General features: G+C 61.2%; 10 protein-coding genes and 3 tRNA genes. 8 read left to right on the top strand and 5 right to left on the bottom strand.

What is annotated here, in order from left to right:
- Positions 1–17: 17 nt before the first annotated feature.
- The 5 genes from pepN to NCS58_RS04395 all read left to right on the top strand — a co-directional run bounded on the left by pepN (position 18) and on the right by NCS58_RS04395 (position 5647).
- Positions 18–2735 carry an aminopeptidase N gene (gene pepN, locus NCS58_RS04415; protein ID WP_250537959.1) on the top strand — a complete coding sequence of 906 codons (2718 nt, stop codon included), beginning with the start codon at positions 18–20 and terminating at the stop codon, positions 2733–2735.
- 136 nt (positions 2736–2871) lie between these two features.
- Positions 2872–3891, top strand: a complete 1020-nt coding sequence (locus NCS58_RS04410) for a class 1 fructose-bisphosphatase (protein WP_250537958.1) — start codon at positions 2872–2874, stop codon at positions 3889–3891.
- A gap of 53 nt (positions 3892–3944) precedes the next feature.
- Positions 3945–4020, top strand: a tRNA-Thr gene (locus tag NCS58_RS04405).
- Between the two features lie 621 nt (positions 4021–4641).
- Positions 4642–4791 carry a hypothetical protein gene (locus tag NCS58_RS04400; RefSeq protein WP_250476429.1) on the top strand — a complete coding sequence of 50 codons (150 nt, stop codon included), beginning with the start codon at positions 4642–4644 and terminating at the stop codon, positions 4789–4791.
- Positions 4792–5044: 253 nt separating this feature from the next.
- On the top strand, positions 5045–5647 hold the full coding sequence (locus tag NCS58_RS04395) for a chorismate mutase (protein ID WP_061118855.1): 603 nt from the start codon (positions 5045–5047) through the stop codon (positions 5645–5647).
- A gap of 7 nt (positions 5648–5654) precedes the next feature.
- On the opposite strand, the gene NCS58_RS04390 is transcribed toward NCS58_RS04395, so the two are convergent.
- Positions 5655–6800: an exonuclease domain-containing protein gene (locus NCS58_RS04390; RefSeq protein WP_250537957.1), complete on the bottom strand. Its 1146-nt coding sequence runs from the start codon at positions 6798–6800 to the stop codon at positions 5655–5657.
- Positions 6801–8216: 1416 nt separating this feature from the next.
- On the opposite strand from NCS58_RS04390, the gene NCS58_RS04385 reads away from it, so the two are divergent.
- A complete protein-coding gene (locus NCS58_RS04385; protein WP_250537956.1) occupies positions 8217–9359 on the top strand; it encodes a porin in 1143 nt (380 codons plus the stop codon).
- A gap of 73 nt (positions 9360–9432) precedes the next feature.
- On the opposite strand, the gene greB is transcribed toward NCS58_RS04385, so the two are convergent.
- Entirely contained in the window at positions 9433–9984 is a 552-nt protein-coding gene (gene greB / locus NCS58_RS04380) for a transcription elongation factor GreB (protein ID WP_250537955.1), read from the bottom strand.
- 173 nt (positions 9985–10157) lie between these two features.
- Here greB and NCS58_RS04375 point away from each other — a divergent pair.
- A tRNA-Arg gene (locus NCS58_RS04375) sits at positions 10158–10234 on the top strand.
- Between the two features lie 100 nt (positions 10235–10334).
- Positions 10335–10411: transfer RNA gene (locus tag NCS58_RS04370), tRNA-Arg, on the top strand.
- A 61-nt stretch (positions 10412–10472) separates the two neighbouring features.
- Here NCS58_RS04370 and NCS58_RS04365 read toward each other — a convergent pair.
- From NCS58_RS04365 to rpoZ, 3 genes are all read right to left on the bottom strand, one after another.
- Positions 10473–10964, bottom strand: coding sequence for a phage protein NinX family protein (locus tag NCS58_RS04365; RefSeq protein ID WP_250476427.1), 492 nt, complete (start codon positions 10962–10964; stop codon positions 10473–10475).
- Between the two features lie 62 nt (positions 10965–11026).
- Complete coding sequence (locus tag NCS58_RS04360; RefSeq protein ID WP_250476426.1) at positions 11027–13423, bottom strand: bifunctional (p)ppGpp synthetase/guanosine-3',5'-bis(diphosphate) 3'-pyrophosphohydrolase; 2397 nt, start codon at positions 13421–13423, stop codon at positions 11027–11029.
- A 72-nt stretch (positions 13424–13495) separates the two neighbouring features.
- Positions 13496–13699, bottom strand: a complete 204-nt coding sequence (rpoZ, locus tag NCS58_RS04355; RefSeq protein ID WP_006999799.1) for a DNA-directed RNA polymerase subunit omega — start codon at positions 13697–13699, stop codon at positions 13496–13498.
- Between the last annotated feature and the right edge of the window lies 1 nt (position 13700).

Here is a 13700-nt window from a genome sequence, read left to right as displayed (position 1 = left end):
AACATGAAGATCTTGCCATGTCTACCACGACCGCATCCGCTGTGATTCGCCGCCAGGACTACACGCCGCCCGCCTTCCTGATCGACTCCGTCGCGCTCGAGTTCGATCTCGTGCCGGCACGCACGGTCGTCAAGAATACGATGAAACTGCGCCGCAACCCCGACGCCCACGGCGACGCGTCGCGGCTCGAATTGATGGGCGAACAGCTCGAATTCGTGAGCGCGGCGATCGACGGCGTCGCGCACGCGGATGTCCGTGTCCACGAAAACGGACTGTCCATCGGCAATATTCCAGCGGATGCGTTCGAGCTCAGCATCGAGAGCATCTGCAATCCGGCGGAGAACACGACGCTCTCCGGGCTGTATGTTTCCAGCGGCAACTTCTTCACGCAGTGCGAAGCAGAAGGCTTTCGCCGCATCACCTACTTCCTCGATCGCCCCGACGTGATGGCCACCTACGTCGTCACGCTGCGCGCCGACAAGACTGCTTATCCGGTGCTGCTGTCGAACGGCAATCTGATCGAGGAAGGCGATCTGCCCGATGGCCGCCACTTTGCCAAATGGGAAGACCCGTTCAAGAAGCCGAGCTACCTGTTCGCGCTCGTCGCGGGCAAGCTCGTGTGCATCGAGGAGCGCATCCGGTCCGGATCGGGAAAGGAAAAGCTGCTGCAGGTCTGGGTCGAGCCGCAAGACCTCGACAAAACCCGCCACGCGATGGACTCGCTCATCAACTCGATCCGCTGGGACGAAAAGCGCTTCGGGCTGGAGCTGGATCTGGACCGCTTCATGATCGTCGCGGTGAGCGACTTCAACATGGGCGCGATGGAGAACAAGGGTCTCAACATCTTCAATACGAAGTATGTGCTCGCGAATCCCGAAACCGCGACGGACACGGACTTCTCGAATATCGAGGCGGTGGTCGGTCACGAGTACTTCCATAACTGGACGGGCAATCGCGTGACCTGTCGCGACTGGTTCCAGCTCAGCCTGAAGGAAGGCCTCACGGTGTTCCGCGATCAGGAATTCTCGGCCGACATGGCCGCAGGCGATGCCGAAGGCGCGGCGAGCGCCGCGGCGCGTGCGACCAAGCGGATCGAGGACGTGCGCGTGCTGCGTCAGATGCAGTTCGCCGAGGACGCCGGCCCGATGGCGCATCCGGTGCGCCCGGAAAGCTACGTCGAAATCAACAACTTCTACACGATGACCGTCTACGAGAAAGGCTCGGAAGTCGTGCGGATGTACCAGACGCTCTTCGGCCGCGACGGTTTCCGGCGCGGCATGGATCTCTATTTCCAGCGGTTCGACGGCCAGGCCGTGACCTGCGACGACTTCCGTCAGGCGCTCGCCGACGCGAACCATCGCGATCTTGCGCAGTTCGAGCGCTGGTACAGCCAGGCGGGCACGCCCCGCGTGTCGGTCCGCGCGAACCACGACGCGGCGAACAAGCGCTACACGCTGACGCTCACGCAAGGTTACGGCGACGCATCCGAAGCGGCGCGCGCCACCCAGAAAGGTCCGCTGCTCATTCCGTTCTCGGTCGGTCTGATCGGGCAGAACGGCGCGGATTTGCCGCTGCGTCTCGAAGGCGAGAAAGAGCCGAACGGCACGACGCGCGTGCTCGAATTCACGGAGCGCGAGCAGACCTTTACTTTCGTCGACGTGAACGAGAAGCCGCTGCCGTCGCTTCTGCGCAATTTCTCGGCGCCGGTGATCGTCGAATACGACTATACGAACGACGAGCTCGCGTTCCTGCTCGCGCACGACAGCGATCCGTTCAACCGCTGGGAAGCCGGCCAGCGTCTCGCCACGCGCGAGCTGCTCGCGCTTGCCGGGCGCGCGGCCAAGGGCGAGCAGCTTGCCATCGACGATCAGGTGATCGCGGCATTCGCCCGCGTCCTCGAGGACACCACGCTCACGCCCGCCTTCCGCGAACTCGCGTTGATGTTGCCGTCGGAAAGCTATCTCGCCGAGCAGATGGCCGTGTCGGATCCGGCCGCCGTGCACGCGGCGCGCGTCTTCATGAGCCGCCGTCTCGCGTCGCAATTGCGCGACAAGTGGCTCGCGACGTATGAAGCGAATCGCACACCGGGCGAATATCGCCCGCTGCCCGAGGATGCCGGCAAGCGCGGGCTGAAGAATCTCTCGCTCGCCTATCTGAGCCAGCTCGACGATCCGCGCGAAGCCGTCAAGCTCGCGCAGGCGCAATACGATGCCGCAAACAACATGACGGACCGCTCGGCGGCGCTCTCCGCGCTGCTGCTCGCCAGCGCGACGAAGGGCGCGAACCCGAGCGTCGCGGACGCGGCGCTTGCGGACTTCTATCGACGTTTCGAGAACGAGGCGCTCGTCATCGACAAGTGGTTCGCGCTTCAGGCGACGCAGCGCGGCGGCCCGGATCGCAAGGTGATCGAGATCGTGCGCAAGCTGATGCAGCATCAGGCGTTCAACATCAAGAACCCGAATCGCGCACGCTCGCTGATCTTCAGCTTCTGCAGCGGCAACCCGGCGCAGTTCCACGCCGCCGACGGTTCCGGCTACGCGTTCTGGGCAGAGCAGGTGATCGCGCTCGACGCGCTCAATCCGCAGGTCGCGGCGCGTCTCGCACGCGGACTCGAACTGTGGCGACGCTTTACGCCGCAGTTGCGCGAGAAGATGCACGCGGCGTTGAGCGAAGTCGCGTCGAAGGCGAAATCGCGCGACGTGCGCGAGGTGGTCGAGAAGGCGCTCGCGGCTTGAGCGCCGTGTCATCGTAGCCTTTCGCTGTGTAGCGACGGCCGCGCGATGTTTTCGCGCGGCCGTCGCTGTCACATGGAGTGGCCGGGGCGAGCGGTTAGAATCGTGAATATTCGTCTAACGCTCACGGAGCCCAAGCATGTCCTCCATCTCCAGCCGCACCACGCTATCGAAATACCTCATCGAACAGCAGCGTGAACACCAGAACCTGCCGGCCGACCTGCGTCTCTTGATCGAAGTCGTCGCGCGCGCGTGCAAGCAGATCAGTTATCACGTGAGCAAGGGCGCGCTGGGCGAGGCGCTCGGCTCGGCCGGCAGCGAGAACGTTCAGGGCGAAGTGCAGAAGAATCTCGACGTGCTCTCGAACGAAATCCTGCTCGAAGCCAATGAATGGGGCGGCAACCTTGCCGCGATGGCATCGGAAGAAATGGAAAAAATCTTCCCGATTCCGAATCGCTATCCGAAGGGCAATTATCTGCTGACGTTCGATCCGCTCGATGGCTCGTCGAACATCGATGTCAATGTATCGATCGGCACGATTTTCTCGGTGCTGCGTTGCCCGGACGGCGTCGAGCCGACCGAGCAGGCGTTCATGCAGCCGGGATCGCAGCAGGTCGCGGCGGGTTATGCGGTGTACGGCCCGCAGACGGTGCTCGTGCTGACGACCGGCCACGGCGTGAACTGCTTCACGCTCGATCGCGAACTCGGTTCGTGGGTGCTCACCCAGCGCGACATGACGATCCCGGTCGAGACGCGCGAATACGCCATCAACGCGTCGAACAGCCGGCACTGGTACGAGCCGGTGCAGCGTTATGTCGACGAACTGAATGCCGGCAAGGACGGCGCGCGCAAAGAAGACTTCAACATGCGCTGGATTGCATCGATGGTCGCGGACGTGCACCGTATCCTGAATCGGGGCGGCATCTTCATGTATCCCGCCGACAAGCGCGATCCGTGGAAACCCGGCAAGCTGCGCCTCATGTACGAAGCGAACCCCATGTCGTTCATCGTCGAGCAGGCCGGCGGCGCCGCGACCAATGGCGAGGAACGCATCCTCGATATCGTTCCCACGAGCCTGCATCAACGCGTGGCCGTGTTCCTCGGCTCGAAGAGCGAGGTGGATCGCGTGACCCGCTACCATCTCGAAAACAAAAATTGATTCAGGGTATTGCCAAATCGAGAATGTGGTCGCTATAATCTTGTTTCTCTGATGCCGGAATAGCTCAGACGGTAGAGCAGCGCATTCGTAATGCGAAGGTCGGGGGTTCGATTCCTCTTTCCGGCACCAACAAGATTCAGCAATATCAAAAACCCGCGGTCACGCAAGTGATCGCGGGTTTTTGCTTTTGTGCTTCGTGCTTGCGATTTGCTCCGCGATTCAGCGACGTGTTTTCCCGCTTTTGCAACAGCCGCCGAGTTCGTACACAGTATTGCGACAGGAATCGAAATCGGCTTCATCGATTTCACAAGCTGCCGCTCTGAGCACCTGATTTGCCCTATATGTGCGCTTTCGTACAACAACAAGCCATTTTCCGCCCCGCACCATCAAGCGTCAACGCTGGTTTCCCGGTATCGTTATATCCATAGAGGAAAAGCTAAAGTTTAAGTACACGGTTGGCTGCTCCACGTCGAGCCATGCTGGACGTGGCCTCCGAGGCGGTCATGACCAATAGGGAAAGCTGTATCTTTTGCGTCGGATTCGGCAGAAGGAAGGCAAAGAATTACCGCTTTGACCCGTTCTAACGAACGGTCATGCGCAAACAATGAATCTGCTTAACCGGCTCAAGCCGAAGCGGCTGCGATCCGATAACGCATTTATAGAGAGACCCGTTTTCATGTCGCATGCGGCGGCGCAAAAACCGCATCGACCAAGTTGTTGCAAATGTCGTAGTCACCGAGGAGAGAAAACATGGACGCAAAACCGACCAAAATCCCGACGCCCGACACGGTGCATTGTCCGGATCCGGAGCCGGTTGGCGTCGAGTTTCTCGCGACCGAATTGCCCGAACACGTGCGCGCGTTCTTCGACGAACAGCGCAAATCGGCGCAGTCGAAATAGGCGAACAGGCTGATCACGCCGTCGTCGTGAGAACGACGCCCGCTGCGCGCGGCGCACTCGGACCATCCGGTCCGGACGTGGCTGAAGCCAGGACGCCTCGCGCCCCTCGTTCATGACCGCATTCAGGCGCGTCGTGCGTTGCGACTCGTCGAATCCTTTCCCGTCAGTAGGCTGCGCTCATTCCGATGCGAAGGCGCTGCGCTATTCTGGCGCTTTTGCCCGCGCTTTTGCCCGCGCCTTTGCCCGCATACCGATGCGCCGCCGATCGAATTCATCCCTCCTCGCCTTTGCCGCAGTTACCTGCGTGCTCGCACTCGCCGCGCCCGCGTCCGTTCACGCGGACGGCGACGACACACCCTTCACCAACGTCATCGCGCTCGTCTCGCAACGGCTCGCGCTCGCGGAACCGGTCGCGCGCTGGAAGTGGGCCCATCACGAGCCGATCACTGACGCGCCGCGCGAAGAGGCGTTGCTCAAACACGTCGAGGAAAAGGCGTCGGCCGCGCAAGTCGATCCTGAATTCGCGCGGCAGTTTTTCCGCGATCAGATCGAAGCCAGCAAGGATGTACAGAACGCACTCTTCGCCAACTGGCGCGCGCTGAAGGCGGCGCCGGAAGCGTCGCCGCCCGATCTCGTCAACGAGACGCGACCGAAGCTGGATCGGCTCACGCAATCGCTCATGTCGGCGCTTGCGCATGTCGAGCCGATTCGTCATGCGGAGGACTGCCCGGTGCGACTCGCCGAGAGCGTCGCGCGATGGAAGCATTTGACGCGCTACAACTCGTCGATGAACGCCCCGCTCATGCGCGCGCTTTCGCACGTATGCGCGTCGGGCGGCGTGGGCGCGGTCGGGTGATCGCGCGTCAGACTGTGGACGCGAGCGTTGCGCAGGCGAGCGGCGTCACGACGAGCCCGCGCGCGAGACGCTCGCTCAAGATGCGATAGGTCGACAGCTCGAATGCGGGCGAATCGACGCTCGCGTGCAGTGCGCCAGCCTGGCCGAGCGCGTCGATGGTGCCGAGATAGCACCAGTTGTCGATGACATGCCATGCGCGTTGCCCCGACGCTTCGTCGCGTTCTTCGATGGCGATCGCGCCCGTGTAAGGCCACGACGCGCCGCGAACATCGCCCGGACGCGATTTCAGCGGGCGATTATGCGCCGGACGCGCGTTTGCGATCCATTGCGCCTCGGCCAGCAGCGCGCCGATTTCGCCGCCCGTCGCCCTCCACTCGAGGCGGCGCACGAGCGCCGCCAGCCGCAGATCTTTTGCCGAGCGCCGCGGCCCGACGAGATGCGAGCGCACGCGCTGCCGCAATCGCACGCTTCTGCCGGCATAGAGCGGCGTGTCGTCGTCGCCATAGAACATGTAGACGCCGCAACCCGCGGCGATCTGCTCGATCGTGTCTTCGTCGATATGCGCCGCGAGCTGGAATCGGCGCGTCACGCGTTCGAGGTGCGCGCGCATGGCATCCGGCGCGTTCGCGCGATGCAGATGTTGCCAGAATTGCCAGAGCAGATCGGCGTCGGCGAGCGCTCGGTGCCGCGCCGAAGGCACGAGCGCGTGACGCTCGATGAGCGCATCGAGTCCGTGACGGCTTTGCGCCGGATAGACCGCGCGGGAAAGCTGCACCGTGCAGAGCACGTCGGGTGCGAAGCGAAGCCCCATGCGCCTGAATTCGCCCTTGAGGAAGCCGTGGTCAAAGTGCGCGTTATGCGCGACGAAGAGCCGGCCATTCAACCGCTCGAGCAGACCGGATGCGAGTTGTTCGAACGTCGGGGCATCGCGCACCATCGCGTCGGTGATTCCGGTCAACTGCTGCACGAACGCGGGAATCGGCCTTTGCGGATTGACCAGCGATGTCCATTGCGAAACGCCCAATGGCCCCACTTCCACGATGCCGATTTCGGTGATGCGGTCCACGCCGAACGTTGCGCCGGTCGTTTCAAGATCGACAAAGACGATGGGCTCGGAGGGAAAGGCAAGACTCGTGGGCAGTTCGGGATGCATCGTGGACGACGGTGGCGGCTCTGGCCTGGAGCGTTGGCGGGATTGCCCATTCTAACGCAGCACAGGTTGGCGGGCTTGGCTCAGGGAAGCTGCTTCGCGGCTTACTTGCGGCGATGCGTTGATTTGAAGCGAAGGAGCTCTATAAAACTGCGGCCCGTCAGTCTTTTATTATTAAGCACGCGCTGATTTATTTTTGTCGCAATAGCGGATAACCCGTAAAGGCATTTGCTGATTAACAAAAGCCGATCTTTTACGAGCAAAGTGGATTGATCCGATCGGCGCTGCAAGTTCAGGCATCGCGGCGGGACACTCGGGCGCACCGGTGCCGGGCTTGGCGCCACGCCGGACGGCTGTCGCGAGTAGTGTTCGCCGCTCGCGGGTTTTGGGCTCGGCAGAACGAAAATCCGGCTATTAGAACTGAATAATTTTCAGCGCAGTTTCGGCATAAACTAAATCATCCGCTCCTCAGTAGATATCACGTCGTACTCGAAACAAGATCCTTGAAAAGGATTGTCGAGCAATATCCGCACTCCCAGTTTCTCGGACAATATTTCACCGTACATGGACTGGCCAAATGCAATCGAACAGGATTATTCGATTCGTAAATGTTTGCTCGTCTTGCCCGATCCTCCAGCGTTAAGCAACATGAAACTGACTCACCGGTTGAATGTAACGGAGGCGACCAACAATATTTAACTGGGTCGATTCGCGCAATGGTTGAGATCGCTTGCCGCGCCCTCGATCACAGAGGCGGCTGAGATGCGTTCGTCGCTTGATTAAAATCCCGCCCGGCATGGCGATCACTGGCAGGACCTCCTCTCGTCGCCCATGGATGCAACGCACCACGTGGTGAAGGACCGGGCGACGCCGCCTCACAGCGACCTTCTCACGAACGACGGCGCCCGACTCGATCGAGCAAAAAAAAAGCGCGACCGGGAAGTCGCGCTGACAAAGTTTGGAGATCTTTTCCGTCAACGAAAAAGTCTGCTTCGGAAAGCAGAAACGACAGTATAGCGATGCGGCCCGCATTAATTACCCGCAAAACTCGCAAACTTCTGTTTCAAATATCTCAACAATCCCGTTTTAGAAATTTTCCGTTATTTACTGTCACGAATCATGTCGCGCAAGCGCAACGTCGTTTGGTTGACACCTTCGCCCGCACGACTTTATTCGCCGATAAATCATTGTATATAAAGAAAAATATACGCCGCGGCGATCATTGCCGCATCAACAATGGTTTATTGTGGAAATTGGAAGGCCCCGCCTGTAACGCCGTCTTTACACTTCGTCTGGTCCGGAAACAAATGTATCGCATCTCGATGCATTGCTCATCCGCCCGCGCCTCTCGCAGCGCGCCGGAGCGAGGTTTCCTCAAAGCCTGGGTCCCCGGCCCAATCTGCTCTCGGAGTAACAAAGATGAAAAAGACTCTTATGGTCGCTGCCCTGACGGGCGTTTTTGCTACCGCCGCCCACGCGCAAAGCAGCGTCACGCTGTATGGCCTGATCGATGCGGGCATCACCTACACGAACAACCAGCAAGGCCACAGCAACTGGAAGGCGACGAGCGGTTCCGTGAACGGTAGCCGTTGGGGCCTGCGTGGTTCCGAAGACCTCGGCGGCGGCCTGAAGGCGATCTTCACGTTGGAGAACGGCTTCAACATCATGAACGGCACGAATGGCCAAGGTGGTCGCGAGTTCGGCCGTCAGGCATTCGTCGGTCTGTCGAGCAACCAGTTCGGCGCGGTGACCCTGGGCCGTCAATATGACTCCGTCGTTGACTACCTCGGACCTCTGGCTCTGACGGGCACGCAATACGGCGGCACGCAGTTCGCCCACCCGTTCGACAACGACAACCTCGACAACACGTTCCGCGTCAACAACTCGGTCAAGTACACGAGCGCGAACTACGCCGGCTTCAAGCTGGGCGCGATGTACGGCTTCTCGAACGAAGCAGGCGGCTTTGCGGATAACCGTGCATACAGCGTCGGCGCGTCGTACAACTACGGTCCGTTGAACGTTGCGGCCGCGTACATGCAGCTGAACAACGTCGGCTCGCCGACCAACAACGTCGGCGGCGCGATCACGACCGACAACACACCGTTCGTCGCTGGCCGTCAGCGCATCTTCGGCGGTGGCCTGAACTACGCGTTCGGCCCGGCAACGGTCGGCTTCGTGTTCACGCAGACGATGCTGGACAACGCTTCGTCGATCACCAACGTCGGCTCGCAAGGCGCTGGCTCGATCAACTTGACCGACGGCCACGTTCGCTTCACCAACTACGAAGTCAACGGCCGCTACAACCTGACGCCGGCTCTGTCGATCGCGGGTGCTTACACCTACACCGACAGCCGTATCGACGGCGAGAAGCCGAAGTTCCACCAGGTCAGCCTGCAAACGGCGTACGCGCTGTCGAAGCGTACCGACGTGTACCTGCAAGGCGAATACCAGCACATGACCGACCAGGACGGCCTGCCGATCGGTGCTGTGATCAACGGCGTGGGCATGTCGTCGAACGGCAACCAGGTTTCGGCTACGGTTGGCATGCGTCACCGCTTCTAAGCTTCACAGGCAGTCCTGCTGTAGAAAAGCCGCTCTTCGGAGCGGCTTTTTTTGTCTGTACGCCGACTTCAGATCAATGCGGATACCGCACATCCAGAATGTCGATCTGCTGCACGCCCGCCGGCGTATGCAGCGCGACCGTGTCGCCGATCTTCGCCTTCAACAGCGCCCGCGCGACCGGCGAGATCCAGCTCACATAGCCGACCTCCAGATTCACCTCGTCCACGCCGACGATCGTCACCGTCTTCACATCGCCGTCTCCGCCCGCGTAATCGACCGTCGCGCCGAAGAACACCTGATCCACGTTCTCCTGCTTGCTGCTGTCCACGACTTCCGCCAGATCCAGGCGCTTCGTCAGAAAGCGGATGCGGCGATCGATCTCGCGCAGCCGCCGCTTGCCGTAGATGTAGTCGCCGTTCTCCGAGCGATCCCCGTTGGAAGCGGCCCAGGAGACGAGCTTGACCACTTCCGGGCGCTCCGTATCCAGAAGCTGCAGAAGTTCGTCGCGCAGCCGCTTGTGTCCCGCCGGCGTGATGTAGTTCTTCGTGCCCGCCGGAACGTCCGGATGGCCGAGTTCGAGGTCGTCGTCGGTGTCATCCGACTCTTTCACAAATGCCTTGTTCATGATGCTGCTCGATGCCGGATGATGTCGAATTTCGTAAGGGACTTGGCTTTCCACTCAGCAACTTACCACGCCGGAAGCCCCTTTCGTAGAAAGCACGCTGATAGATAATTCGATAGATTGGCCAAAACCCCTTCCATTTCGGAACAGGCTTGGCTATAATTCCGCTTCTGCGTGCGGCTGTAGCTCAGTTGGATAGAGTACTTGGCTACGAACCAAGGGGTCGTGGGTTCGAATCCTGCCAGCCGCGCCACCTATTCTGCTGTTTTCACGTTCGGCGGTCGCGCCGCTCGATGAAAAGATCAAGCGCTTAACCAGAAGCGCAGTGCAGTTTAAGCAGTACCGTTTTGCGTGCGGCTGTAGCTCAGTTGGATAGAGTACTTGGCTACGAACCAAGGGGTCGTGGGTTCGAATCCTGCCAGCCGCGCCATCTTTCGAAGGGCCTTCCATACGGAAGGCCCTTTTTGTTTGCCGCGAAGCTAGAAAGTCGTCTATTGCCGCGGTACAGAGCCGATATCGCCGATATGCAACTCAGGCCTCGGCACATCCTCCACCGACGCCACCGCGCTCGATTCCCCGATCGGCTCCGCCCGCGTGCCGAGCAAAGTCTGCGAACGGCGCAGGAACTCATCGTCGACGGTATCGCCGAATGCGTGCCGGACAAAGGCGCGCAGCAGCGCGATGCGCAACGACGCGCCCCGCCCTTCCACAGGCTTGCCGTCCTTGCCGAAGCTCACGGTGCAGATCACCTCGCCGCGCCCGTGATCGTGCATCTCGAGTTTGCAGGCGCGCTCCAGAACGACGGCCGCCGCGTCCCACGACGTCGACGGCAGGAAACGTCCGTCCCACGGTTTGCCGCGGTCGTTGCCGCGTATGGAAAGCGTCTCTCCGCTGTCGGTGAAATGAATTTCTCGGATGAATTCGTGCAGTCCGCGCGCGACCCAATAGTCGAGCGTGGCGCCTTCGAGATCGGAAGTGTTCATTGCGGCGCTCTCTCCTGTTCGTCAGTCGACGACAGGCATGCACGCCGCATACCCGCGCCGCGTCAGTAGTCGGCGCGCTCGCGGTCGATGCGCATGCCGCCGTCCTGATTGCGGTGATGCGGTTCGTCGCTCGGGCGCTCGCGCGCAATGCGCATGACGTCCGGATTGGTGCGTACGCGGCGCATGACGTTCGCCAGATGCACGCGGTCGCTCACCTGGATCACGAAGCGCAAGAGCTTCGCTTCCTGCGACACGTCTTCGTCCATGGCGATATGCACGATGTTCGCGTCGGCCGACGTGATATCCGCCGCCACGCGCGCGAAGACGCCCTTCGTGTTCTTCACGAGAACCTTTACGGCGACATCGAACAGACGTCCGGGCTGCGGCGCCCACGCGACATCGATCCAGCGGCCCGGATCGCGCCGGTGAATCCGTTGCGCGACGCGGCATTCCGTCGTGTGAATCGCCATGCCGAGCCCGATGCCGATGTAACCCATGATGTCATCGCCGGGAATCGGGCGGCAGCACGGCGACAACTGCACCGACATGCCCTCCGTGCCCGTGATGACCACCGGCGGCGCGGTATTGGTGTTGTGATGCTCGCGATGAGGATGCTCGTCGTCATCGGCGATGCCGTTCATCAACACTTCGATGCGCTTCGCCATGACCGCCGCCACGCGCCGGCCGAGACCGATATCGGCGAAGATTTCCTGCCGCGTCTTGTTGCCGGTCCACTGCACGAGCCTTTCCCACACTTCCGGCGTGACGTCCGAGAGCGCAAGACCGTAGCCCTTGAGACTCTGATCGACGAGCCGCTCACCCAACTGGACGGACTCGTTCAGGCGCATCGTCTTCAGATAGTGACGGATCGCCGAGCGCGCCTTGCCGGTGCGCACGAAGCCGAGCCACGCGGGATTGGGCTTCGAATACGGCGCGGTGATCACTTCGACGATATCGCCGCTCTTCAGCTCCGTGCGCAGCGGCAGGAGCTCGTTGTTGATCTTCACCGCGACGCACTGGTTGCCGAGGTCGCTGTGGATCGAATACGCGAAGTCGAGCGCGGTCGCGCCGCGTGGCAGCGGCATGATCTTCGACTTCGGCGTGAATACATAGACCGCGTCCGGGAACAGGTCGATCTTGACATGCTCGAGGAATTCGCTCGAATCGCCCGCTTCGCTCTGGATATCGAGCAGCGATTTGAGCCATTGATGCGCGCGCTTCTGGACGTCGTTCAGATCCGCGCCGCCGTTCTTGTAGAGCCAGTGCGCCGCGACGCCCGCCTCGGCGATCTCGTGCATCTTGCGCGTGCGGATCTGGAACTCGATCGGCGCGCCGAAAGGACCGACCAGCGTCGTATGCAGGGACTGATAGCCGTTCACCTTCGGAATGGCGATGTAATCCTTGAACTTGCCCGGCACGGGCTTGTAGAGCGCATGCAGCGCGCCGATGCACGTATAGCATTCCAGCGCGCTTTCGACCACGACGCGAAAACCGTATACATCGAGCACCTGTGAAAACGACAACTGCTTGTCGCGCATCTTCTTGTAGATGCTGTAGATCGTTTTCTCGCGGCCGGTGACTTCCGCGTTGATCTTGGCATCCGCGATGGTGCGCTGCACCGTCTCGAGAATCTTGCCGACCACTTCGCGCCGATTCCCGCGCGCGGCCTTCACCGCTTTTTCGAGCGTCGCGTACCGGTTCGGATTGAAGTTCGCGAAGGACAGATCCTGCAGCTCGCGATACGTGTTGTTCAGGCCGAGCCGGTGGGCTATCGGCGCGTAGATATCCAGCGTCTCGCGCGCCACACGCCGGCGCTTCTCCGGCGGGACCGCGCCGAGCGTGCGCATGTTGTGTAGCCGGTCAGCGAGCTTGACCAGAATGACGCGCACGTCGCGCGCCATCGCGAGCAGCATCTTGCGGAAGTTCTCCGCCTGCGCTTCCTCGCGATTGCGAAATTCCATCTTGTCCAGCTTGGACAAGCCGTCGACCAGTTCCGCGACCTTCGCGCCGAAGCGCTCCGCGATCTCGGTCTTGGTCACACCCTGGTCTTCGATCACGTCGTGCAGCAAGGCCGCCATGATCGATTGCGCGTCGAGCTTCCAGCCCGCGCAGATTTCCGCGACCGCGACCGGATGCGTGATGTACGGCTCACCGCTCTGGCGATACTGCCCGAGGTGCGCTTCGTCGCTGAAGTGGAAAGCCGCCTTGACTTCCTTGATCTCTTCCGGGGTGATGTAGCTCGCTAGCGCGTTCGTCAGTTTCGCGATGGAAACGACGTCGTGCTTGCGCGGCTGCTCCGGCGTGGCGGTCGGGCCGAACAGATGGCGGAAGGACTGTTCGAGGACCGCGTCGATGTACTTGCGCGCCGCATGCGGCTTGTCCGCATCGAGCAGGGAATCCTGATCGATTTCGAGGTCGGGGTCCACGGCGGCGGAGATGGGCAACGGTGTCTGACTCATCTTCCCCTCCGTGGTGATGTGGCGCGCTGGGTTGTCGGTTGCAAAAAATGAAACCGTGCGGAAAGGCAGCCCTTAGACGGGCACCTTCTTCAACATTTCGATACCAACCTGGCCCGCGGCGATCTCGCGCAGCGCGACGACGGTCGGCTTGTCGCGGCTCTCGATTTTCGGCGTGTGGCCCTGCGCGAGCTGGCGCGCGCGATACGTTGCCGCAAGCGCGAGCTCGAAGCGATTCGGGATTTGTTTCAGGCAGTCTTCGACGGTGATGCGGGCCATG

Origin of the sequence: Caballeronia sp. INML3B, assembly GCF_023631305.1 — a bacterium.
GTDB lineage: Bacteria > Pseudomonadota > Gammaproteobacteria > Burkholderiales > Burkholderiaceae > Caballeronia > Caballeronia turbans.
This window is presented reverse-complemented; position numbering and strand designations above follow the sequence as displayed.

What these genes read in the sequence shown, in the direction of transcription:
- pepN (WP_250537959.1), top strand. Translation starts at nt 18, where the DNA reads ATGTCTACCACGACCGCATCCGCTGTGATTCGCCGCCAGGACTACACG.
- NCS58_RS04410 (WP_250537958.1), top strand. Translation starts at nt 2,872, where the DNA reads ATGTCCTCCATCTCCAGCCGCACCACGCTATCGAAATACCTCATCGAA.
- NCS58_RS04400 (WP_250476429.1), top strand. Translation starts at nt 4,642, where the DNA reads ATGGACGCAAAACCGACCAAAATCCCGACGCCCGACACGGTGCATTGT.
- NCS58_RS04395 (WP_061118855.1), top strand. Translation starts at nt 5,045, where the DNA reads ATGCGCCGCCGATCGAATTCATCCCTCCTCGCCTTTGCCGCAGTTACC.
- NCS58_RS04390 (WP_250537957.1), bottom strand. Translation starts at nt 6,800, where the DNA reads ATGCATCCCGAACTGCCCACGAGTCTTGCCTTTCCCTCCGAGCCCATC.
- NCS58_RS04385 (WP_250537956.1), top strand. Translation starts at nt 8,217, where the DNA reads ATGAAAAAGACTCTTATGGTCGCTGCCCTGACGGGCGTTTTTGCTACC.
- greB (WP_250537955.1), bottom strand. Translation starts at nt 9,984, where the DNA reads ATGAACAAGGCATTTGTGAAAGAGTCGGATGACACCGACGACGACCTC.
- NCS58_RS04365 (WP_250476427.1), bottom strand. Translation starts at nt 10,964, where the DNA reads ATGAACACTTCCGATCTCGAAGGCGCCACGCTCGACTATTGGGTCGCG.
- NCS58_RS04360 (WP_250476426.1), bottom strand. Translation starts at nt 13,423, where the DNA reads ATGAGTCAGACACCGTTGCCCATCTCCGCCGCCGTGGACCCCGACCTC.
- rpoZ (WP_006999799.1), bottom strand. Translation starts at nt 13,699, where the DNA reads ATGGCCCGCATCACCGTCGAAGACTGCCTGAAACAAATCCCGAATCGC.